The organism is Aromatoleum diolicum (assembly GCF_012910955.1).
Classification (GTDB): Bacteria; Pseudomonadota; Gammaproteobacteria; order Burkholderiales; family Rhodocyclaceae; genus Aromatoleum; species Aromatoleum diolicum.
Window position 1 is genome coordinate 82108 of record NZ_WTVQ01000010.1, and the last position, 22990, is coordinate 105097.

A 22990-nucleotide genomic window follows, 5' to 3' on the forward strand; every position below is an offset into this window, starting at 1 on the left:
TTGCGCTGCGGCACGCGGCCGCTCAGTCGCGGCCGATGATGTGGAGCTGGTCATGTTCGAGCTGCGCGAGATTGGCGCCGGCCAGCACGAAACCGTCGCCGGCGCGAGCGATCTGCGTGCGCCACGACAGGTCCTGCTCGGAGATGCGCCCGCCGGTCCAGCCGCTGCCGTCCGCCCCGGCGGTGACGCGTATGCCCTTGTCGCCGACCGCGACCCAGCGGCTGCCGTCCCAGATCACGCAGTTCAGATGCTCGCGCGTGACCCGCCGCGCCTCGGTCCACACGGCCCCGCCATCGGCGGTGACGAGCACCGCACCAGCGAGACCCACCGCGACGCCGTTGCTCGCATCGCGGAAATGCACCGACATCAGGCTCGACTCGAGCGGACTGTCGATCGTGCTCCAGCTCTCGCCGCCGTCGCGCGTGCGCATCATCCGGCCGAACTCGCCGACCATCCATCCGTCCTCGCCGACGAAGAAGATGTCGTTCCAGGCCTGGTCCTTCTCGTCCAGCACGCGCGTCCAGCTCGCGCCGTAGTCGCGGGTGCGCAGCACCGCGCCCATCTCGCCGACCGCCCAGCCGGTGCCGCCCGCATAGCTGCGGACCTGCATCAGCTTGTTGGCGACCTCGGAATGCGGCACCTCGATTTCGCGCCAGCTCTTGCCGCCGTCGGCGGTGACGATGACGACGCCGTGGTTGCCGACCGCGACCGCGCGCTCCGCATCCCAAGCCGAGATCGCCTGCAGATGCGCATCGCCCGGCGTCGGCTGCACGCCCCAGGACTTGCCGGCGTTGTCGCTGCGCACGACCTTGCCGTAGGAGCCGGCCGCCCACACCACGTCCGCCTGCGGCACGGCGACACCGTAGAAGGCGTCGCGACGTTCGATCGAACGCGCCTGCAGATTGCCGACCTGCGGCTCCGCCTTCACGAAGAAGGCCGTGTACAGCAGCGCGCCGATGATCAGCATCGGCGCTGCCGAGGTCGTCAGCGCGACGCCGGAGCGCGCGGCCTTGCCGAGCCCATTGATCGCCTTAAGCATCGCCCGCTCCCTGCGTTCCGCGCTTGTCCCCGCGGCACGGCCCACCGGCCCGTGCCGCCCCCATTTGCTCCCGACATCCCGATGTCTTGCGCTGCATCACCATTGCGACTCCCTTCGTCTCGCCTCCAGGCCTTGCCCGGCCACATAGCGGATCGCTCCGCCCTGCGCGCCACCCTCGATCGGCCCCTGCGCTGCCAGGGCCGGCCTGACCGGTCAGCAACTTGGATGCCAAGCGTTTTGCGCTTCGCAACACGTCGTAAATATTTGTTTTTACGCAGTATTTTTTTCTAGATCGGATTGCGGCGGAGCAGCAATTTGCCGGTCGGCGTCCAGATATGCGTCGGACCACCGCCCAGCTATCGGACACTTCGAACGGCGGGCCGCGCCGGACGCCGGGGCCTCGGCTAACGCCCGGCGAGGCCCGGGAAGCGCGTCCATGGCGAACACAGGGATCGGCCGGCGATCGGCGATCCTGATGCGCTCGCCTTGCGGTAACGGGCGCGCGGCGCCACGCGCGATCGACCCGCGTCAACTGCCCGATATTCGGACGCTTACCGTCCGCGGCCGTCCGCGCTTAAGACGCCGGCAAACTCGGCGCGCGTCCGGCCGCTCTTCCATCCCGTTGATTCAACGTGACTTTTACATCACGCGACGGATTGGCACCGGTCTTGCTCACTTCGGTTCATGCAATAGACGACCGAACATTTTCAGACGTCATGCCGCTGCGATTCGCGCCGCGGCATGGCTCCGAACCATTACGAGGAGAGAGACCGGTGTCGGCTAACAAACTCTATCTGGACGCTCGCAGCGCCATCGCCGATGTCCTGCACGACGACATGACGATCATGTCGGGCGGCTTCGGGCTGTGCGGGATCCCGGCCACGCTGATCGACGCGGTGCTGGAATCGGGCGTGCGGGGACTCACGGTGATTTCGAACAACCCCGGCAGCGATGGCCACGGCCTCGGCAAGCTGTTCCAGAAGGGCCAGATCCGCAAGCTGATCTGCTCCTACGCCGGCGAGAACGCCTTGTTCGCCAAGCAGTACATGGCGGGTGAAGTCGAGGTCGAGTTCAACCCGCAGGGCACGCTCGCCGAGCGCATCCGCGCGGGCGGCGCGGGCATCCCGGCCTTCTATACGCGCACCGGCGCCGGCACGGTGATCGCCGAGGGCAAGCCCGCGGCGGACTTCGATGGCGAGGAGTACCTGCTGGAGCGCAGCCTGCGCGCCGACCTCGCGCTGGTGCACGCCTGGCGCGGCGACCCCGAGGGCAACCTGCAGTACCGCATGACCGCGCGCAACTTCAATCCGATCATGGCGACCGCCGCGGCGCTGACCGTCGCCGAAATCGAAGAGCTGGTGCGCCCGGGCGACATCGATCCGGACCACATCGTCACCCCCGGCATCTTCGTCAAGCGGATCGTGATCCTGGACCAATGCGAGAAGTACATCGAGCAACGCACCGTGCGCCCACGCGCCGCGGCTTTCGAGGAGTAAACTATGCCCTGGAGTCGAGAACAGATGGCCGCCCGCGCCGCCGAGGAACTGCGCGACGGCTACTACGTGAACCTCGGGATCGGCATCCCGACGCTGGTCGCGAATTACGTGCCGCCCGGCATGTCGATCCAGCTGCAGAGCGAGAACGGCATGCTGGGCATGGGCCCGTTCCCGTTCGACGGCGACGAGGATGCCGACCTGATCAACGCCGGCAAGCAGACGATCACGACGCTACCGACGACGAGTTTCTTCGACAGCGCGGCCTCGTTCGCGATGATCCGCGGCGGCCACATCCAGCTGTCGATGCTGGGCGCGCTGCAGGTGTCGGAAAAAGGCGACCTCGCGAACTGGACGGTGCCCGGCAAGATGATCAAGGGGATCGGCGGCGCGATGGACCTGGTGGCCGGCGTCCCGCGCGTCGTCGTCATCATGGAGCACACCGCGCGCGGCGAACCGAAGATCCTGCGGCAATGCACGCTGCCGCTCACGGGCGCCGGCGTCGTCGACCTGATCGTCACCGACCTGTGCGTGTTCGAAGTCGGGCCGTCCGGATTGACGCTGGTCGATCTCGCGCCGGGCACGACGATCGATGAAGTGCGGGCGAAGACCGCCGCGCCGTTCGCGATCGCACTCGAAATTTCCTGCGCCATGTGTTGCAGCGAGTCGCCCTGATTTTCTTTTACGGGGACGCGCTGTATCCGGGAAGGCAAGATTCCTCCCTCTCCTCCGTGCGTGCCTGGATGTGTCCCCGTTTTTTTATTCGATGCCCACGTACGCGCAATGGCAAGCTCGGCATTTCGGATACGAAGGTTTGGCAGGCCAAGGGCCTCAAGCCGCCAGATTCAAGGTATCCGCAAGCGCAAACTTATTGCGGGGGCGGATTCTTCGCAGGTTCAGACAGCGCATCGTCGAGAAATTCGATGCTCCTCAGAATCTCGAGCACATAAGGGGTGCGGTCGGCCTGCGGGTGCCGGGTGATGGTAAGCAAGTTGCCCACGGTACTTCCTCCGCAGATGGCTCGTTCATCGTGGTAAATACAGTAACGGAGCCGCCTTTCTGCACGCTCCTCCGCTACTGCCGTGTCATCGGTGGTATGCGCCCACCCGCTGGCGTTGGGTGTCTTGACTTCATAAATCGTGAACCGCATGGCCGGAGGGACTGGCCAGCCATCGGGGTTCGGGATCCAGCGCTCAGCAGCCTCTCCCCATACAATCAAGTCGTCCTTGGCAAGCTCGGCGTCTTTGCTGTAGCAGGTGAATTGAAGATGCCAATACCCCGGCCAGTAAGGAGGGTTGATCACGGATATGCCGCCATTTCCGCCTGCGCCAAAGGGGCCTGCTTCAGGTATTTCGGCGTAATTAAATCCATACCGTTCCTTGGCTGGCAGGTCGATTTTGATGCGGCATCCTTGCCCCATGTTAGCAATGACTGGCGTAAGAGGAGGATACACAGGCTTGAGCCGGCTTGGCCCAGGTCATTCCGGCGCTAATTAGCAATACGCCCATAACTGTATGCCGTCCGATCATCGTGCACCTCGCGTATACCCTTCCGGATAGAGGAGCGTTGTTCGACCTTGAGCATCCGGCAGTAATTGCTCGCTCAGTGCGGCCAGCGCCACACCATAAGCGGAACAACGCGAATCGAAACCGTTGAGTCCCGCGTAATTTGTTTCGTTAATCCGGGCTGGTAAATTCACCGCGGCACTGACGCGCCAGAACCCCTGGCTGCTGTAATACACATGGCTGCCTGTGTTCTGCCCATGCGGGTCTACGGCAGCAACCACCCGCCGTTCCAGCGTTTGCGTGAGCGCTTGATCTGCTTGTTCCGCCATTACCGCCGACAATGGTGGGGAATTTCCTTCTCTTCGTCGGCAGATGGTTCTCTCGCAAAAACGAAGTAACAGTTATTGGTCCGGTCATCCAAATCTGGCCACTTCCGATGCAGCATGAAATTGCTAATACGCCATCCTTGATCGGATTTGGTCAAAAAAAACAAGCTGCGCGCCCGCGGATAATCTAGACCCTTGGATTTGCCAGTAAATACAGCCACGCTAGCCTTGCCGCCGAGAACCCGAGGCGTATCGATCTCTGGCCGCGGAATCGTAATATAGCGGGTCGAAATGGACTGATTATCATCATCTAATGTCGGATACAGGACATAGCCAACATCCCCGGGCGAACACTCCGTCTTTTCTTTTGCAATTTGCCTTTTGACTATTAAGCCTTCTTCAAAAAACTCTCTCAATAACTGGCATTGCTTTACGGGATTGTACTTCCCACCGCCCGGCGACACCCGATTAAGCATTAGAGGCTGTAATTTTGAATCGAAGTTTCCATGTTCAACACTACCCGGATCATACGAATACATTTTCTCGATAAAGTATTTGACCTCCAACTGATCTGAAGTCAATGCTTCATTCTGGGCAGCATAAACCAAACCAGTAAACATCAATGCAAAAACACAGTAAATAATGCGCATTATTCTGCCTTTTGTTTTTCCTGTTCTAGATACTTGTCGAACAACGTACTGAAATAGCTTACATCCATCAATTTGCCGTCTGCCGTGCGGCGATTCTCATTTTCGGAACCGCCCGGGAGGCTGGTCCATTCGCTGGGTAAGCTTAATACACCTCGGGGCGTCTTGTAATTAAGCGCCTCCTGGATTTTACCGGCTCGGATCAGATGTAGAACTCCCCGATCCTCAATCTTCATTACCGCAATCCTGTCCTGGTCTTGAGGCGAAAAACTCCCGGATTCGATCAGCTTCTTATCGACGATTTCCTTCCATGTCGAATAAAGGATCTGATATGCGCCGGCTGCGGTCGCCTTTCCACGGAGGTCTTCCGGCACGGTGGCCCAAGGATGAGTCGCATAATCGGAAAATCGCTTACTGCCGGTCGTTGGCAATGCTCGATTCAGCATTTGGTAGCGCTTCGAATCCTCGCGCTCGGCCTGGCACTCAAACTCCCGCAAGCAGCATAGAAAAGCTCGGATGCGTAGAGTCGGCAACAAATCGTAAACTTTTCGGTAAATGCGAATGTTCTGATAGGCGATCCAATTCGGGCGATAGAGAGGTTCCGGTGATATGAAATCGCTGATATAAAATTCATAGTCCCGAATGTCTATATGCCCATGATTTGGTTTAGTCGGATTGTTCCTCTTGCGTGTTTCCCAAGTCGTATCCGTCCATTCATAGACGATGACGTCGCCCGCAGCCGCCCAACGTGCGTCGGGGACTTCGCGGGTTACATCCGCGAAGCCTTTGGCAATTAGCGCTGGGCCTGCCTTGCTGGCCGATTCCTGCATCGCGCGGTGGTCCGCGTCACTCTGTTTCGAGTCCACTTTCTTGCAAGCCAGAACCCCGTCGACGATCTTGCTCCGCGTCAGCGCGACCTTGACGTAGGTGTAGCAGAGACCTAATGATTCCCGTGCCTTTTTTTCTCCCTTCTGATGCTTAAATGCCCCCTTCGCCATCGAATCCAACACAACCACGGTACCTTCCTTGTCGGCGTAACGGTATTCCGTCTGCTCCTTGGCAAACTCCAGCAAGGCTTTCACCTTTGCCAGCATTTCGGCGTCGACGCGAACCGGCGTAGTGGGCTTGGTGCCTCCGTCTGTGACGCCTTCCGGACCGCCCCACAGATTGAATGTTGGCAGTCGCCAGCTATTCCACCAATCGATGGTCTTTTGCGCGACTACGGCGAGCGGATTGCCATTTTCGTCCCGCCCCGTCTCAAGCTTGGGTTTGGCCCCGGTCTTGCCCGAGATGTTCTGCGGCGGCTTAGTTGAAGCTTGTTTTGCACGTGCGTCTGCCCGGTTTACTTGCTCCTTCATCGCAGGAAGCTGTTCGCGGACTACAGCGGTTTTTGGTGCGGTTTGCTGCGCGGAAGACTGAGCGTCGGGGACACTAGCCGGATCGGACGCTTGCGGAGACTGCGCCTGCGTTTGCTTGCTCTCCTCGCCGATTGATTCCAGATCACCCAAATCTTGAGCCTCGGCAGTCGGAATGCGGGACTCGGCATTGCCCGGGGTGCCGTCATGCTTTTGCGTGCTGGTATCAAGGACGAAGTTCGGGCTGCAGATCGTCAGCACACCATGCGACGCCGGCATACGGCATTTCCCGATTTCCTTGTATGTTTGGTTGAAGCGCTGAACGCAAATAGTCAGTTCGGCATCGGCTGGGGCCTGAATAATAGAAGGCAGATGCCCATTGGCGTCTGTTCGGCAACGGATTTCCCCGCCGGGCCAGCTCACATGAACGCCCAGATTGGGGATGCGGTTTCCATCTAGCGCCAGAAAGCCCATATCCAATTTTGCCGCGCTTTCGACGGTTCTTTCTTCGCCTGAGCCGCCTTCCGGGACCCGGCCACTTTCCTCGGTAGGCAAACTTTCCTGAGTCGAGCCTCGTTCCTGAGCCGGGACTTCTTCCAGAACTGGGAGGTCTTCCCGAACCGGAGCCCCCTCCTGAATCGGAACTTCGTCTTGAACCGGATTATTTTCCGCGGGAGGAACAACGCCCTGAGCGGAGACGCCTTCCTGGCTTAGGACGTTTTCCGGGGCCAGCACATCGTCTGGCCCCTCAATGATCTTGGCTTCACTCATCGTTGCTGACTCTCAATATCCTGGCATTCAACCGTGCGTGACATCTTGGAAGAACATCCACTCACCGCTCGTCACGACGAACTTCAGTTTTTCAGGTTTCTGGGTGAAGACGCGGGCAGTGTTTCCCTGATCGTCGAGCGTTCCGACGGCAATGCGTTTGCCGGATTCGTCGAACACTTCGTAGGGCAGATTGGCGTAGAGGGCGTTGGTCTCCGGATCCATTCCGATGGCGCCTGCGACATTGACGCGTTGGCTGTAGGACGTCTCTACCATTGCCGGCATCTCGCGCTGCGGGAAACTCGGCAGCACCACAGCCGCGCTCGCCGGCCCGGTCAGGTTCTTCATGCTGGCCTTGAGCGCCACCTTGCCAGGAGCGTGGAGCTCGATGTTGCCGCCGGCGATCTTGAGATAGGCGCCCTGCGCGGTGGCTAGGATGTGCTGTTTGGCACTCACGGTGAGGCCAGCGTCGGTGCTCGCGATCGTCACCGTCTTGTCGGCCGCCGCGGTGGTCTTGCCGCTCTGGCTTTGCAGGCTCACCTTGCCGCTCGCGGCGTGGAGATGGATGCCGGTTTCGGTGTTGGGCTTTGGGCCTTTGCCGGCCTTGCCCACGGTAAAGAGCGCGAGGCCATCCTTGACCGCGAGGCTGTGATTGCCTTGGGCGATGAGCTGGGCGTCCTGTCCGGACGCGATGACGAGGCTGTTGCCGGCTGCCAGGATCTGGTCTTGCGGGGTGAGCTGGGCGATGCCGGCCGGGGCGCTGTACTGGATGCGAGGTTCGGACCAGGCGGTGACGGTGCCGGTGCCGCCGCCGGTGGCGGTGAAGCCGTTTGGATCCGCGGCCGCGGTGCCGGTGGATCCGCGGCAGCTGGTGGTGGCGGTGAGGACTTCGCGGGCGTGGGTCAGCGAGACGCTCGCCGGCAGCTTGTCGGGCGTACTTTCGTCCTTGAGCCCGGCTTTTTGCTTCTGGGCGATGTCGGCCAGGCTCTGGATGAGGCTTTGTGCGTCTTCGGTCTGGGCGATGGCTTCGCGGCTGTCGAGATGGTGTCCGGCGCCGGCCGACCGCGCATCGGCGCTGATCAGGAGGCCGCTGCCGGCGCGCAGGGCAACGGCCGCCTGACTGGCGAGCTCGGCGCCGTGGCCCCGGTCGGCTTGCCGGGCGTTGTCGGTCTGTTGTTTGAGATGGCCCAGTTGCAGGCGACTCGTGTATTCGGTCGTCGCGAGTTCGATCCGCGCTTCACCTGGGGCGTCGTCGAAGACAAGCTGGTTGTAGCCGCCCTGCCCGCTCCGGCTCGCCGAAAGTTGCTGGCTTTTGATGCCGGAGAGGCTCGCCCTGTGGCCGTGGGCAGGATCGGCCTGCCCGACAAACCAGGCCGGGGCGTTGGCGGTGCCGTGCTGGGTGCCGCCGCCGATGCGGTTGCCCGCGGCGTCGGTCTGCCCTTGGGCGTTGTAGAGGCCGCCAATGACGACGGGGCGGTCGATGTTGCCGTTCTGGAAGGCGACCAGGACTTCCTGCCCCGGCCGCGGGGTGAAATGCCCGCCCCAGTTGGCCCCTGCCACGGGGGCGAGCACGCGCAGCCAGACGCCGAGGCAGGCATTGGCCGGGGCGTTGTCCGCACCGCTCGGGTGGGCACACCGGCTCGCCGATCGGCTGCCGCGCTGCCACGGAAACTGGACGCGGATGCGGAGGTCGCGGTCCGTGTGCGTCGGAGCCGGTTTCCCGTCACCGGCGCTGTCGCCGACGACGATGGCGGTGAGCGTGCCGGGTACCGTGGGGCGGGGATGGATGCTGCGGCCGTGGCCGTCGGCAACGAGTGGGCGCCATGGCACGGGCGCACGAACTGCACGGATTTCGTTGCGGTAGAGATCGACCGTGACGCCCTCCGGCCGCGGCAGCTCGGGCGGCGTCGTGAGGTTGTTGCGGGCTCTGTGGATCACCGCCGTGATCAGGAACTGGCGCTGGTCGATTGCATCGCGGTCGTGCTCGGCATGGTCGGCTAGCGTGAAGATGGTGCCGGGAGCCACGCTGCGGACGGTGCCTTCACCGACGAATTGCTTCATCCGGGCATCGATGGCCTGCCGATGCCGAAGGATCATTCGCTCGCCGTGTGCGGCGGTCGGCCAGGCATAGGGGCCCGGATCGTCCCAGGAGACTGTCGAGGGACCGGCGCCGTTTTCGATCGCGCTCGCGGTAGCTTGCGGGCGCATGCCGAGACTGCGGTAGTCCCAGCTGCTCGCCTGCATGTTGCCGGTGTCGAGTTGGCGGATGGCGTGCCAGCGGTCGACGCTGTCTTCGCTCAGGGTGGCGCCCGCCTGCGTGAAGCGGATGCGGGGCTGTGTGTTGTCGATAAAGGCGGCATTGTGGTCGGCAATGACCAGCGTGTGCGCCCCCAGCGTGTCGCCGGGATCGGCCTGATGCTCGAACCAGCAGAACAGCCCCTCTTCGGCCAGCAGCCGTTTGAAGAAGGCCAAGTCGCTTTCGCGGTATTGCGTAGTCATGCCCCGCTTGGGGTACACCGCGGGATCGGCAAGGTCCCAGCGCCAGGCGGGCACGAGCTTGCCCTGCCCGTTCCAGTCGCCCAGCAGTTCGTCGATGATTTCGACGATGCTTTTGTCCTGGAAGAGATAGCTGTCCTGCGTCTGGCCAAGGAAGCTCAGCCACGGCTCGATCGTCAGCCGGTAGCGGGCGAAGCCGCCGTCGGCCCCGAGCCGGACGGCGCGGGTGACGTGGCCGTGAAACGAGCGAAGCAAAGTTCGCGATGCGCTGGTCTGCAGATCGAGGCGCGCCGGCTGGCCGAGCAGCGCGGTCAGCGACAGGTCGGCGTTGACGCTCAAGGCGGTAAGGTCGATCCGGAAGCCGGCATGGTCCGCGACCGGACCGAGCGCCTCGTCGATGGTGGCCGTTTCGGCGAGCAGCGCATCGGCGCCTGCCGGCGTGATCAAGGTCAGCAAGCGGTCGGTCTGGCGCCAACCGGCGCCGTCAGAAATCAAGTCAATAAGGTCATTCATGATGTGGTCCTGAGCGCGAGAGCGCCGGAACGGGATAAGTGCTTGAATCGAACGTCCTGATACCAATCGTCTCAACTCAGCCGTTCATCATACATCAAGCCATTTGCCATAAAACCTGCATGGTCGTTGCGATGCGGTCGATGAGCAGTCTTCGGAATATCCGCGCGCGATCGGATGCTGCATCCAACAATCGGACGCCTATCCATTAACCGGACGCCGAACCCATTCGTACGGTCGCCGCAAGCGTCGCTACGCCAGCGAATTAACGTCCTATAAACAATCACTTAATGATTATCTACCGGCGTAATTCCGTTTGGCACACCCCTTGCTGACTGCCATTACGGATGCCCCTCTTCAAACGCGAAGTGATTTGAAAAATCAACTTCCGAATTGAGGATCGGCAAATGGCGCGGCGGTCGTCCGCACCATTCATGGCCCGCGACAACGATTCAAAGCGCAATTCATCCGCAACCGTCGGTAGGAGGAAACGCAGTATGGCACTGCAAATAAATATCGATAACGGTGGGACGCTCACCGATATCTGCATCAATCGCGACGGCGTCGTCAGCAAGACCAAAGTCCTGACGACGCCCTATGACCTCAGCAAATGCTTTTTCGAAGGACTGCAGAAAGCCTCCGGGGTCGTCTATGGCGAGCAGAACGTCGCGCGCCTGCTGGAAGAGGTGGACCTGATCCGCTACTCGACCACGCAGGGCACCAACGCGATCTGCGAGCGCAAGGGTCCGCGCCTGGGTCTGATCGTCGCGGCCAAGGCGAAGGACTTGCCGGTGCGGCTCGCCGAGCATGATCCGGAAGTCTACGAAGCCCTGGTCGGTGACCGCGTGGTGTTCCTCGACGCGGCCGCGGTCGCCGGCGACGCCGCGGAAGTCGAGGTCGTCAAGGCGATCAACCAATTGACGGCGACCGGAGCGAACCGTCTCGTCGTGAGCTTCGATGGCAGCGATTTCCTGGAGATCGAAAACCGCTTCAAGAAAGTCGTGCTGCGCAAGTATCCGCGGCATCTGCTCGGCGCGGTGCCGGTGCTCTACGGCAGCGATCTGTCGACCGACCGGGATGTGGTCCGCCGCACCTGGACGGCGCTGATCAACTCCTTCCTGCACCCGGCGATGGAGGCCTTCCTGTTCAACGCCGAAAACCGCCTGCGCGCCTATCGGACGAAGAATCCGCTGCTGATCTTCCGCAACGACGGCGATGCCTCCCGCGTCGCCAAGACCGTCGCGATCAAGACCTACAGCTCCGGGCCGCGCGGCGGCATGGAAGGCATGAAGGCGTTCGCGAAGCTGTACAAGCTGCCCGACGTGGTCGCGATCGACGTCGGCGGCACCACCACCGACATCGGCCAGTGCCTCGACGGCAAGGTCGCGGAGATCCGCCGCGGCCATGTCGAAGGCATCAGCGTGTCCTTCCCGCTGTGCGAGATCATGAGCGCGGGTGCGGGCGGCAGTTCGATCGTCAAGGTCGTGAACGACCGCATCGTCATCGGTCCGGAGAGCGTCGGCGCGGTGCCCGGGCCGGCCTGCTTCGGTCGCGGCGGCAAGGAGGCGACGATCACCGACGCCAGCCTGCTGGGTGGCCTCTTCGATCCGAAGTCCTACTTCGGCGGCGGCATGGGCCTCGACCTCGACCGCGCGGCGACCGCGGTGAGCCTCAGCATCGCGCAGCCGCTGGGGGTGAGCCTCGACGACGCGCTGCTGAAGATGGAGCACGCGTACGAGGACAAGATCGCGGTGGAACTGCACCGCTTCACACGGATTTCGAAAGACACCGTGATGCTCGCCTTCGGCGGCGCCGGTCCGCTCAACGCCTGCGGGGTCGCCGAAAAGGCCGGCATCGACCGCGTGGCGGTGCCGAAGCTCGCCGCCGTGTTCAGCGCCTTCGGCATCGGTTCCTGCGACGTCTCGCAACGCTATGCCGTCACCCTGACCGAGCGCAGCGACGCGGGAGTCGCCGACGCACTGGCCGCGCTGAAGCTCAAGGCCTCACGCGACATGTTCGCCGAAGGCTTCGGCGAGGGCGAATACGAGGTCGAAGCCGCGCTCGTGGCCGAGAACCGCGACGGCGAGGAAACGGCGCGTCCGCTCAACGGGCAGGCGAGCTTCCCCGCCGAATTCGCCAAGGCGGTGTCGGTCGAGCTCGAACTGCGGGCGGTCAAGGCGCTGCGGCAGGACGCCGGCCAGAGCGCGACTTTCGCTGCCGGCGCCGCGGCGCAAGCGGACGGCGTGCGCAAGGTGCTGACCCGCGGCGCCGGCCGCATCGACGTGCCCGTCTACAAGCTCGCCCAGCTCAAGGCCGGCGATCACGCCACGGGACCGGCGATTCTGGAAGAGGACTACTTCACGTGCCGCGTGCTCGATGGCTGGAGTTTCGTCATCAGCGATGCGGGCGACATCATGCTCAACAGGAAGGCTTGAGAATCATGAAAGTACTGATGACCGAATACCTCCGCATCGATCTCGACAAGGAGCAGTGGGAATGCCGCGTGTGCAACCACGTGGTCGGCCCGGCGACCCGGAGCTACAAGGAAGGGATGCTGGTGCATAACCGCGATCCGCGCGAGATCCACCCGCCCATCATCGACCCGGAAAAGTACCGCTTCACCTTTAGCCCCGATCCCGAGTGGGTACGCATCCTCGAGTACTACTGCCCGTGCTGCGGCACGCAGGTCGAGACCGAGTACGCCATCCCCGGCCATCCGCCGCTCCACGACATGCAGCCCGACCTGCCCGCGCTGAAGGCCCAGTGGGCCACGCGCGAGGAAGTGAAGGAAGCGGTGGTCGGCCCGGCGGTGACGGCCGGCGACGGCCACGGCCACTAAAAGCCCCCTGTGTATTGCCGGTGCGCGGCCCCGCAGCAGGGACGCCGTGCGCCGCGACGACAATGAATTGAGGAGATAGCATGAGGCGCGTATCAGTCGATATCGGTGGCACGTTCACCGATTGTTTCGTGGTGTGGGACGGCAAGTACATCGAGGCCAAGGCCCTGACGACCCACCACAACCTGGCCCTGGGCTTCAACGAGGCGCTCAGCAAGGCCTATCACGTGCTCGGGCTGGAACTGGAAGAGATCCTGTCGCAGGTCGATTCCGTCCGTTATGCCACCACGCTGGGCACCAATGCGCTGATCGAGCACAAGGGCCCCAAGATCGGCATGCTGGTGACCGCCGGCTTCGAGGCCACGGTGCCGCTCTCCCGCGCCCGCGGCTACGGCGAGGGGCTCGACAACCTCGGCCAGCAGGACATGCCCAACGCCCAGCGTCCCGATCCGCTGGTGCTGCCGCACATGATCTGCGGCGTGCGCGAGCGACTCGATTTCCAGGGCAAGCTGGTGATGCCGCTCGACGAGGACGACGTGCGCGTGCAGATCCGCGCGCTGGTCGACAAGGGCGCGGAGATCATCGTCGTCGCCCTGGTCAATGCGGTGGTCAACCCGGAGCATGAGCAGCGCATCGAGGAGATCCTGCTCGACGAGTACCCGTCGCACCTCTTGGGCGCGATCCCGGTGATCCTGTCGCACCAGGTGGCGGGCCGCAAGGGCGAGTACGTGCGCGCCACCTCGGCGATCGTGGACGGCTACCTGCACTCGACGATGTATCACGCGCTCTCCGCGCTCGAGCAGAACCTGCGTGCGCACCGCTACGAAAAGCCGATGCTGGTCATCCACAACTCCGGCGGCATGGCGCAGCTGAACTCGACCGACGCGCTGCAGACGATCCACTCCGGTCCCGTCTCCGGCATCGCCGCGTCCGAGCACCTGGCGATGCAGGCCGGCCTCGGCAACGTCGTCGCGACCGACATGGGCGGCACCAGCTACGACATCGGCATCGTCGTGGATGGCGGCATCAAGCACTACGACTTCAACCCGGTGATCGACCGCTGGCTGGTGTCGGTGCCGATGGTGCACCTCGTGACGCTGGGCGCCGGCGGCGGCTCGATCGCGAGCTACGACCGCATGTACGACACCGTGAAATGCGGCCCCGAGTCGGCCGGCTCCGACCCCGGCCCGGCGTGCTACGACCGCGGCGGCATGAGGCCGACGGTGACCGACGCCGACCTGCTGCTCGGTTACCTCGACCCGAAGAACTATGCCGGCGGCTCGATTCCGCTGAATCCGCGGCGCGCGTCCGCGGCGATCGAGGACGCGCTGTGCGACGACCTCGACTGCTCGGTGATCGAGGCGGCGCTGCTGATCCGCGAAAAGGTCGATGACAACATGGCCAACGGCCTATTCACCGAACTGCGCGCGCGCGGCTACGACCCCAAGGAGTTCACGATGCTCGCCTACGGCGGCAACGGCCCGCTGCACTGCTGCGGCATCGCGCAGAACCTCAACATCGACAAGATCCTCGCGCCGCCGATGAGCTCGGTGTTCTCGGCGGTCGGCGCCGGCAACATGCACCAGCTGCACATCCACGAGCAGTCGCTGTACATGGTGCTGTACGACTCGAACACGCGCCACATCTTCGACGACTACACGCGCTTCAACCGCATCGTCGCCGAGCTGAAGGAACAGGGCACGCAGGACTTGCTGCGCCAGGGCATCGCCAAGGACGACATCTGCCACAACCTCGAACTGGACATGCGCTACGGCAACCAGCTGGTGCAGACCACCGCGGTGATCCCGAAACACGAAGTGCATGGCCCCGGCGACGTGCTGGCGCTGATCTCGCAGTTCTCCAACGACTACGGCAAGCGCTTCGGCGAAGGCTCGCAGGCGCCGGAAGCGGGCATCCGCATCAACACCATCCGCGTCGCCGCCTTCGTGCGCCACGAGACGGTCGAGTTCGAGGACATCAAGCCGGTCCCACCCGAGCAGCGCCGCAAGCCGCCGGCACCGGCTGGCACGCGCAAATGCCATTTCGTCGGCCACGAAGGCTCGTTCGAGACGCGGGTGTGGAGCCGTTCGGCGATCGAGCCAGGCGTCGAGATTCCGGGGCCCGCGATCATCGCCTCCGAAGTGACGACCTTCCTCGTGAACCCGGGCTGGAACTTCGTCGCGGCCAAACAAGGGGCCTCGTGGTTCCTGCGCGCCTGAGCGCGGCGGCCCTCCGATCGACCCGACCACCTATACAGGATTGAAAATGAGCGAAATCATGACGCCCGTTGCGGCCAAGACGCCAAGTTCCGAGGAAGTGGCGCTTATCAAGAAGTTCCTCACCGACACCACGCTGTTCCTCGGGCCCGATCCCGAGATCATGCAGAACCATGACCTGATGCCGCGCACCGCAATCGAGGACGCGTGCATGAAAGAGGTCAGCGACGCGCACACCATCGCGAAGATCCGCGACCGCATCCAGGCCGGCTGCGACGAAGGCTACGAGATGGTCGAGCAGATGGGCGCGGCCCCCGGCGCGAAGTGGGGCGACGTGATCACCGGCGTGTATTCCGCGTCCGGCGACCTCGCGATCGCCAGTGCCGGCGGCGTGCTGATCTTCTCGGCGCTGGTGCACCACCCGATCAAGTTCATCATCAAGAACTGGATGAACGAGCCCACCGTCGGTGTGCGCGAAGGCGACGGCTTCATCCACAACGACTCGCGCTACGGCAACGTGCACAACACCGACCAGTCGATGATCCTGCCGATCTTCCACGAAGGGAAGCTGGTGTGCTGGGTGGCGTCCACCGTGCATGAAGGCGAGAACGGCGCGATCGAACCCGGCGGCATGCCGTCGATGGCCGAGAGCCCGTGCGACGAAGGCCTGAAGATGTGCCCCTTCAAGGTCGTCGAGAACTACGAGATCAAGCGCGACATCCTGACCTTCCTGCAGAACTCGGTGCGCGAGCCCAAGCTCCAGTACGAGGACATGAAGGTCAAGCTCTTCGCCTGCCTGCGCATCAAGCAGCGCATCGAGGAAACGCTCAACACCGACGGTCCCGCGGCGCTGGTCTCGACGCTGCGCCTGACGATGGAGAACGTCCGCGCCGAGGTCAAGCGCCGCATCAGCGAATGGCCGGACATGACGGTGCGCACCTACATCATCCAGGACTCGACGCTGCGCGAGAACTGCGTGGTGAAGATCAACTGCCAGCTCACCAAGACCGGCGACCGGCTGATCTTCGACTTCCGCGGCTCGAGCCCCGAGTTCACCAACCGCGCCACCAACACCATCGTCGCCGGCCTCAAGGGCATGCTGGCGCAGGTCTTCCTGTGCTACGTGTGGCCGGACCTGCCGCGTGGCCAGGCGGCGTTCGCGCCGATCGAAGTGATCACCGATCCGAACTCGATCGTGAACTGCTCCTACGACGCGCCGAACTCGCAGAGCCTGATGTCGATCTTCACCGGCTTCACCGCCGGCCAGCACGCGGTCGCGAAGTTCCTCTACAGCTGCCCGGAGAAGTACACCAAGGTGCACGCGCCGACCTTCAACATGATCAACACCTTCATCTGGGGCGGCGTCAGCCAGCACGGCGAAACGCTCGGCAACCTGTGCGCGGACTTGAACGGCATGGGCGCCGGGGCCACCGTCGATCGCGACGGCGAGCACGCGCTGGCGCCGATCTTCGCGACCATGGCGGACATCGGCGAGCAGGAGCTGAACGAGGAGGAAGTGCCCTTCCTGCAGCTCGTCTCCAAGAAGATGACGCGCGACGCCGTTGCCCCCGGCAAGTACCGCGGCGGCCAGGGCTACACGCAGATGGTCGCGACCAAGGACAGCGAGCAGTGGGGCTTCATGACCGTGTGCCAGGGCGCCAAGATCCCGCCGATGCAGGGCCTGTTCGGCGGCTACTCCTGCGGCGCCTATCCGCTGTGCAAGGTGAAGGGGGTGGACGTCTACGACGTGCTGCTGAACGAGCCGGAGAAGTTCAAGCACTCGATCGAGGAGATCATGAACGAGCAGCCCTTCGAGGGCGCGAGCTACACCACCCACCACATGGGCATGGGCTTCGAGATCTCGAAGCGCGGCGAACTGTTCATGATCTCGCAGGGCGCCGGCGCCGGCTACGGCGACCTGCTCGAGCGCGACCCCGCGGGCGTCATCCGCGACATCGAGGAAGGCCTGATCTCGCCGGGAGTCGCCGAACGGCTCTACAAGGTGAGTTTCGATCCGGCGACGCTGGCGATCAACGCCGAGGCCACTGCCGCCCTGCGCGACGCGGAGCGCAAGGCGCGTCTCGCGCGCGGCGTGCCGTTCAAGGACTTCGTCAAGACCTGGACGCAGCCGAAACCGCCGACCTACCTGCAGTACTTCGGTTGCTGGGGCGACGACGTCGGCACGCTGTATGCCGGCAGCGCCGACAGTGCCCGCGACGCGAACGCGCCGAAGCCCAACTACATGCGCCATCCCAAGGACGTCCGCATCGAGGCACTCGAAGCCCGTCTGGCCGCACTGGGTGCGCTCGCCGAGGAAAAGCAATGAGTCAGAGTCTCGCCGACCTTCTGCCCGGCAGCCCGGGCGGTGGGCGTATCCGCGTGTGGCTGAAGTCTTCCGCCTACACGAAGCGGCTGCTCCTCGGAGAAGCCGGCGACCCCTGGGGGGGCGCCGCGCAGTATCTGGCGTATTTCTCCCAGGCCCACGGGCTGCTGCGACCGGACGTCGCGGTGGTCGAGGCCGGCGAGCTCTACGACTCGTGGCTCGCGCGCCACCCCGAGCACCAGCGCGAGCTGGGGGCCAAGCGCCGGCTCTCCTACCCGCTGCGCAAGTGGCTGGAACACACCGAGCCGCGCGAAGTGCTGGCCGAAGTGCTGGAGGCGGTCGCCGCCCACCTGCGCGGCCAGGTGCCGCTGGTGCTGGCGATGCCTTCGCCGCGGGCGTGGCTGCAGCGCGCCAGCGTGCTGGCGGGGCGCGACGGCGTCGAGCTCGACCCCGACGGCATCGAGGACGCGGCGATGTACGTCGCCGACGTGTTGCGCTCGGTGTCGCAGCTGCCGGTCGCGGGGCTGCTGTTCGAGGAAGAGGGTGATGGCGCCGTCGAGGTCGAACGCTACCGCCCGCTCCTCAACGTCGCCCGGCACTACCGCTGGTCCGTCGCGCTGCGACTCGGTGCGCCGCTGCTGGAGCTGCCGGCCGCCGAGGACATCCAGGCGCTCATCGGCAGCGCGAAGGCGACCGAAGGGGCGAGCTGCGCGACGGGGGTCGATGTCAGCGAACGCCTGTGGTCGGGGCAGGCGCTGCCGACCCTCGGCGAGCGCCAGTTCCATTTCGCCGAGATCCCGCGCAACCACCAGCCCGAGCAGGTGCTGGAGAGTCTCGCGCGGCTGCGCGCCTAGACTCCTTTCGCCGGCCGGCAACGCTCGCCGGCCGGCGAGTCAGGAACCGACACAGCAACATGAGGCAAGCCGAATGAACGACATCACGCAGCCGGACGCGCTCCGGCAATCCGCCACGGTCGGACGCATTCCGGTGACGCTGCTCACCGGTTTTCTCGGCGCCGGCAAGACCACGCTGCTGAACCAGCTGCTGCAAGATCCCGGCATGGCCGGCGCCGCGGTGCTGATCAACGAATTCGGCGAGATCGGCATCGACCACCACCTCGTCGCCAAGGTCGACGAGACGCTGATGATCCTCGACTCGGGCTGCCTGTGCTGCAGCATGCAGGGCGACCTCGTGAAAGCGCTGAAACAGCTCTCCGAGCGCAGCTCGCGGCGCGAGATCCCGCCGGTGACGCGCGTGCTGATCGAAACCACCGGCCTCGCCGACCCCGTCCCGGTAATCTACACGCTGATGGAAGAGCGCTTCGTCGCCGCGCGCTATGTCTGCGACGGCGTCATCACGGTGGTCGACGCCACCCACGCGCTGCAGCAGCTCGCGTCCCACCGCGAGGCGCTGCGCCAGGTGGCGATGGCGGACCGGCTGCTGATCACCAAGGGCGATCTCGCCGACTCGCGCAGCCGCGCCGCGCTCGACGCCTGCCTCGCGGCGCACAACCCGGCGGCGACGCGAATCGAGGTCCGCCACGGCCGCGTCAGCCCCGACGATCTGTTCGGCTGCGGCCTCTACACGCCGGATGGCAAACTGCCGGATGTCGCCGCCTGGCTCGGTGACGAGCAGCTGCGCCGGGCACCCGCCTCGCCCGCCCTATCCCCCGCCGCCCCGACCGCGTGGACGCGCAAGGCAGCCCCGCTCCACGCCGCCGCCCGCCACGATGAAAAAGTCGCCAGCTTCGTCGTCGACTTTCCCACGCCCGTGTCCTGGATGGGTTTCAGCATTGCGATGGGCCGCATCCTGCGCGCCCGCGGACCGCACATCCTGCGCGTCAAGGGCCTGATCAACGTCGCCGGCGATCCGCTGCCGCGCGTCGTGCATTGCGTGCAGGACGTCGCCTACCCGCCGCTGCGGCTCCCCCGCTGGCCGCAGCAAGGCCCGTTCGAGGACCATCGCGGCCGCCTCGTCTTCATCGTGCACGACCTGCCCGCCGATGCGCAGGCGAGCATCCGCGCGACCCTCGCCGAGCTGCCCGGCGACCGCGCCGCCGCCCGTGCGAGCGCGAGCGAACCGCTGCTGCCGACGCGTTGCTGGCTGGCCCAAAACCTGCCGATGGCGGGCTCGTCGGCGCTCGAAGTCGATGGCTGGATCGTTCGGCGCAAACACTTCGCGACGCGACAGTCCGCGTAGACGCCGCACGCGTCAGGCGCTTCCATTGGCAAGCTCTGCCCGATCAGGAACAATTCACCCAGAAACGCTCGATCCCCGCATACCGGCTGTGGTCTATAAAGTAACGATAAGGTGCCCGCCAGTAGAGCGGCAAGGGTGAAGCGGTGACAAGGACGCTGCAAAGCAGTTGGTTGTCCCACCCGAAATACAACAAGCAAATCAAAGGGGCGTGGGAGAAATTCCTGAGCGGAAAAGACTATTCCGCCAGCGCCGGGCTGCGCCCGACGATCGACGAGTCGTGGCGGCGCTGCCTGGTGAGCCGCGTCGACCCGACGCACAATCCGACACCGCCGCTGCTCGAGCGCAGCGCACTGCAAGCGCTACGTGAGCGCCACGAACGGCTGATCTCGGCCAGCTCGCCTTTCATGGTGCAGTCGCGCAGCCTGCTCGCCCGGACCGGCACGGTCATGATCCTGACCGATCCGGAAGGCACGATCCTCGACGTCGAGGGCGACCCGCGGCTGCGCGACGCGATCGAACGCGTGCACCTGGTCCCCGGCGCGTCCTGGAACGAGACCGCCAGCGGCACCAACGCCATCGGCACGGCCCTGGTACTGCTTCAGCCGATCCAGGTGCATGCCTCCGAGCACTTCTGCGAGGAGGTGCAGAAATGGAGCTGTTCGGCCGCCGTCATTCGCGATCCGGTCACCGCGGCCATCCTCGGGGTCCTCGACGTATCGGGTCTCAGCGGCACCTACAACAAGTACAGCCTGCCGCTCGTCGCGATGACGGCCGAGCGCATCGAGAATCAGCTGGCGCAACAGGAAAGTGAGCGACGCCTCGCGCTGCTCGAAGCCTGCCTGCCGCGCCTGTCGTCCGGCGACGGCGTCATCGTCTTCGATCGCCACGGCAATCTGGTGAAAGCCAACGACAAGGCGACGGCCGCACTGGCAGCCTGGGACGTCAGCCTGATCGCGACCACCCGCATCCCGTTGCCCGGTGCAGCCGAAACACCGGACGCGGCGCCGGAAACCTTGCCGGAATGGCTCCTCGCCAATCGCATCGAACCGATCTTGCGCAAGAGCCAGCTGCTCGGCTTCGTCGTAAGCATTCCGATGCTCGCCGCGCTGTCCGACCGGTCCTTGCCCCGGATCGGCGAGTCTGCCGCCGCGCGCGTCCCCGGAACGCCGTCCGAGCCGCGCGAAGCGCTGCTGTCGACGATGCTCGATCAATCCGCCTCGGTCGTCTTCCTCAAGGACATGGCCGGGCATTACGAATTCGTCAATCGCTGCTTCGAACAGACATTCGGCGTGCGATCCGCCGACATCCTCGGGCGCACCGATGCGCAGATCTTCAACGCCGACCTGGCGCAAACGCTGCGCAGACGGGAACTGGAAGCGATCGCCAAAGCCGCCAGCTGCGAATCGGTCGATGAACTCACACTCGACGGCCGCAGCGTGTGGCTCGCCGCCGTGCGCTTTCCGATTCGCGACGGCAGCGGCGAAATCACGTCGATCTGCACCCAGGCCAACGAAATTGCCCAAGCCGACGAAGCCCGCAGCGCACTGCGCTCGACGACAGCCGCCGTCGATCCCGCCGGCGAAGGCGTCCTGGTCACCGATGCGAACGGCCACATCGTCACCGTCAATGCGGCATTTACCCGGATTACCGGCTACGCGGTCGACGAGGTGATCGGCAAGCCACCGCGCATCCTCAAGTCCGGACTGCACGCGAAGGAGTTCTACCAGCGCATGTGGCGCAGCCTCATCGACCACGGCCGCTGGCAGGGCGAAATCCAGAACCGCCGCAAGAACGGCGATATCTACCCGGAATGGCTGACGATCTATTCGATCAAGAGCGCCGACGGTGCGATCCAGAACTTCATCGCGATCTTCGGTGACGCCAGCGCCATCAAGGCTTCGCAGCAGCACGTCGAGTTCATGCGGATCCACGATCCCCTCACCGGCCTGCCCAACCGCAGCCTGCTGATGGAGCGCCTCAAGGAATGTGTCGACGAGGCTGCACGGCTCAAGGATCCGCTCGCCGTCATGCTCATCGGGCTGGACAATTTCAGGGACATCAACGACTCCCTGGGGCACGATCTGGGCGATCGACTGCTGCAGCACATCACCGATCGGCTGCGGCGCTGCATCTGCGACGCCCACACCATTGCGCGTCTGGGTGGCGACGAGTTCGCCGTCGTCATGCGCGGCGCGACCTCCGAGGAACTCCACCGCTTCGCGGCCAACACCCTCGATTACCTGTCCGCCTCCTTCTGCCTCGGCGGCCAGGAACGCTTCATCACCACCAGCCTCGGCATCAGCCTCTATCCCGCGGACGGTGACAGCGGCGCCATCCTGCTGCGCAACGCCGACACCGCCATGCACGCCGCAAAAGCCGGCGGCCGCAACCGCTACCAGTTCTTCGCCGAGGACATGAACGCCCGCCTGCGGCAGCGCATGTCGCTCGAAACGGGCCTGCGCGCCGCCATCGAACATGACCGCTTCCGCGTCGTCTACCAGCCGCAGGACGACCTCGTCACCGGCGCCATGGTCGGCGCCGAAGCCCTGCTGCGCTGGACCGACCCCACGCTGGGCGAGGTGCCGGCGTCGCGCTTCATCCCGGTGGCCGAAGAGGCCGGCCTCATCGTCACGATCGGCGACATCGTGCTCTCCAAGGTCCTTGCGCAGATCGCGCTGTGGCGCATGCAGGGTCTGGTGCCGCCGCGAATCTCGATCAATGTCGCCGCCCAGCAAATGCGCGAACCGCACTTTGTCGAACATTTGTGCGAGCTGCTCGAACGTCAGGGCGTCCCGCCCGAGGCGATCTGCCTCGAATTGACCGAAGGCACGCTGATGACGGACCTCGACCAGACCGCCCAGATCCTGTCGCGCATCACCCGCCATGGCATTGCCATCAGCATCGACGACTTCGGCACCGGCTATTCATCGCTGTCCTACCTCAGCCGGCTGCCGATCCAGGAACTGAAAGTCGACCAGAGCTTCGTCCGCACCATCGCCGACGAAGCCGGCAACCGCTCGATCACCACCGCCATCATCGACATGGCCCATGCGCTGGGCATGACGGTACTGGCCGAAGGCATCGAAACCGGCGCGCAGCTGCAGATCCTCAAGGACCGGCACTGCGAGATCGGCCAGGGTTACTATTTCCACCGCCCGCTGAGCAGCGCGGCATTCGCGACGCTGCTGGCGGAAACGAGCCCGGCAATGCACTGATAGCGATGATGCCGTCAGCAGGCGGCGGCGGTTTCATCCTTCGACTCGACCACCAATTTCAT

15 protein-coding genes are annotated in these 22990 nt (G+C 64.4%); 9 read left to right on the top strand and 6 right to left on the bottom strand.

What is annotated here, in order from left to right:
* Positions 1-22: 22 nt before the first annotated feature.
* Complete coding sequence (locus GPA25_RS08125; RefSeq protein WP_169259871.1) at positions 23-1039, bottom strand: WD40/YVTN/BNR-like repeat-containing protein; 1017 nt, start codon at positions 1037-1039, stop codon at positions 23-25.
* Between the two features lie 773 nt (positions 1040-1812).
* Here GPA25_RS08125 and GPA25_RS08130 point away from each other — a divergent pair.
* A complete protein-coding gene (locus GPA25_RS08130) occupies positions 1813-2535 on the top strand; it encodes a CoA transferase subunit A (RefSeq protein ID WP_343034876.1) in 723 nt (240 codons plus the stop codon).
* Between the two features lie 3 nt (positions 2536-2538).
* Positions 2539-3207 (top strand): CoA transferase subunit B, encoded by a 669-nt coding sequence (locus GPA25_RS08135; RefSeq protein ID WP_169259873.1) that lies wholly within the window; start codon positions 2539-2541, stop codon positions 3205-3207.
* A 193-nt stretch (positions 3208-3400) separates the two neighbouring features.
* On the opposite strand, the gene GPA25_RS08140 is transcribed toward GPA25_RS08135, so the two are convergent.
* From GPA25_RS08140 to GPA25_RS08160, 5 genes are all read right to left on the bottom strand, one after another.
* Entirely contained in the window at positions 3401-3952 is a 552-nt protein-coding gene (locus GPA25_RS08140; protein WP_169259874.1) for a hypothetical protein, read from the bottom strand.
* A gap of 105 nt (positions 3953-4057) precedes the next feature.
* Positions 4058-4378, bottom strand: a complete 321-nt coding sequence (locus GPA25_RS08145; RefSeq protein WP_211163014.1) for a hypothetical protein — start codon at positions 4376-4378, stop codon at positions 4058-4060.
* Entirely contained in the window at positions 4366-5013 is a 648-nt protein-coding gene (locus GPA25_RS08150; protein WP_169259876.1) for a hypothetical protein, read from the bottom strand. The genes GPA25_RS08145 and GPA25_RS08150 overlap by 13 nt, the downstream gene beginning before the upstream one ends.
* Positions 5013-7136 carry a lysozyme family protein gene (locus tag GPA25_RS08155; RefSeq protein ID WP_169259877.1) on the bottom strand — a complete coding sequence of 708 codons (2124 nt, stop codon included), beginning with the start codon at positions 7134-7136 and terminating at the stop codon, positions 5013-5015. The genes GPA25_RS08150 and GPA25_RS08155 overlap by 1 nt, the downstream gene beginning before the upstream one ends.
* 27 nt (positions 7137-7163) lie before the next feature.
* Positions 7164-10085, bottom strand: a complete 2922-nt coding sequence (locus GPA25_RS08160) for a type VI secretion system Vgr family protein (protein WP_246265475.1) — start codon at positions 10083-10085, stop codon at positions 7164-7166.
* 551 nt (positions 10086-10636) lie between these two features.
* On the opposite strand from GPA25_RS08160, the gene GPA25_RS08165 reads away from it, so the two are divergent.
* The 7 genes from GPA25_RS08165 to GPA25_RS23830 all read left to right on the top strand — a co-directional run bounded on the left by GPA25_RS08165 (position 10637) and on the right by GPA25_RS23830 (position 22928).
* Complete coding sequence (locus GPA25_RS08165; RefSeq protein ID WP_169259878.1) at positions 10637-12574, top strand: hydantoinase/oxoprolinase family protein; 1938 nt, start codon at positions 10637-10639, stop codon at positions 12572-12574.
* Positions 12575-12591: 17 nt separating this feature from the next.
* A complete protein-coding gene (locus GPA25_RS08170) occupies positions 12592-12978 on the top strand; it encodes an acetone carboxylase subunit gamma (protein ID WP_169259879.1) in 387 nt (128 codons plus the stop codon).
* An 80-nt stretch (positions 12979-13058) separates the two neighbouring features.
* Positions 13059-15194: a hydantoinase/oxoprolinase family protein gene (locus GPA25_RS08175; protein WP_169259880.1), complete on the top strand. Its 2136-nt coding sequence runs from the start codon at positions 13059-13061 to the stop codon at positions 15192-15194.
* 46 nt (positions 15195-15240) lie between these two features.
* On the top strand, positions 15241-17517 hold the full coding sequence (locus GPA25_RS08180) for a hydantoinase B/oxoprolinase family protein (protein WP_169259881.1): 2277 nt from the start codon (positions 15241-15243) through the stop codon (positions 17515-17517).
* Complete coding sequence (locus GPA25_RS08185; RefSeq protein ID WP_169259882.1) at positions 17514-18368, top strand: hypothetical protein; 855 nt, start codon at positions 17514-17516, stop codon at positions 18366-18368. Before GPA25_RS08180 ends, GPA25_RS08185 begins: the two co-directional genes overlap by 4 nt.
* Positions 18369-18441: 73 nt before the next feature.
* Complete coding sequence (locus tag GPA25_RS08190) at positions 18442-19713, top strand: CobW family GTP-binding protein (RefSeq protein WP_169259883.1); 1272 nt, start codon at positions 18442-18444, stop codon at positions 19711-19713.
* A gap of 170 nt (positions 19714-19883) precedes the next feature.
* Positions 19884-22928, top strand: a complete 3045-nt coding sequence (locus GPA25_RS23830) for an EAL domain-containing protein (RefSeq protein ID WP_211163016.1) — start codon at positions 19884-19886, stop codon at positions 22926-22928.
* The last annotated feature ends 62 nt before the right edge of the window (positions 22929-22990 follow it).

What these genes read in the sequence shown, in the direction of transcription:
- GPA25_RS08140 (WP_169259874.1), bottom strand. Translation starts at nt 3,952, where the DNA reads ATGGGGCAAGGATGCCGCATCAAAATCGACCTGCCAGCCAAGGAACGG.
- GPA25_RS08125 (WP_169259871.1), bottom strand. Translation starts at nt 1,039, where the DNA reads ATGCTTAAGGCGATCAATGGGCTCGGCAAGGCCGCGCGCTCCGGCGTC.
- GPA25_RS08185 (WP_169259882.1), top strand. Translation starts at nt 17,514, where the DNA reads ATGAGTCAGAGTCTCGCCGACCTTCTGCCCGGCAGCCCGGGCGGTGGG.
- GPA25_RS08175 (WP_169259880.1), top strand. Translation starts at nt 13,059, where the DNA reads ATGAGGCGCGTATCAGTCGATATCGGTGGCACGTTCACCGATTGTTTC.
- GPA25_RS08190 (WP_169259883.1), top strand. Translation starts at nt 18,442, where the DNA reads ATGAACGACATCACGCAGCCGGACGCGCTCCGGCAATCCGCCACGGTC.
- GPA25_RS08165 (WP_169259878.1), top strand. Translation starts at nt 10,637, where the DNA reads ATGGCACTGCAAATAAATATCGATAACGGTGGGACGCTCACCGATATC.
- GPA25_RS08170 (WP_169259879.1), top strand. Translation starts at nt 12,592, where the DNA reads ATGACCGAATACCTCCGCATCGATCTCGACAAGGAGCAGTGGGAATGC.
- GPA25_RS08135 (WP_169259873.1), top strand. Translation starts at nt 2,539, where the DNA reads ATGCCCTGGAGTCGAGAACAGATGGCCGCCCGCGCCGCCGAGGAACTG.
- GPA25_RS08155 (WP_169259877.1), bottom strand. Translation starts at nt 7,136, where the DNA reads ATGAGTGAAGCCAAGATCATTGAGGGGCCAGACGATGTGCTGGCCCCG.
- GPA25_RS08180 (WP_169259881.1), top strand. Translation starts at nt 15,241, where the DNA reads ATGAGCGAAATCATGACGCCCGTTGCGGCCAAGACGCCAAGTTCCGAG.
- GPA25_RS08150 (WP_169259876.1), bottom strand. Translation starts at nt 5,013, where the DNA reads ATGCGCATTATTTACTGTGTTTTTGCATTGATGTTTACTGGTTTGGTT.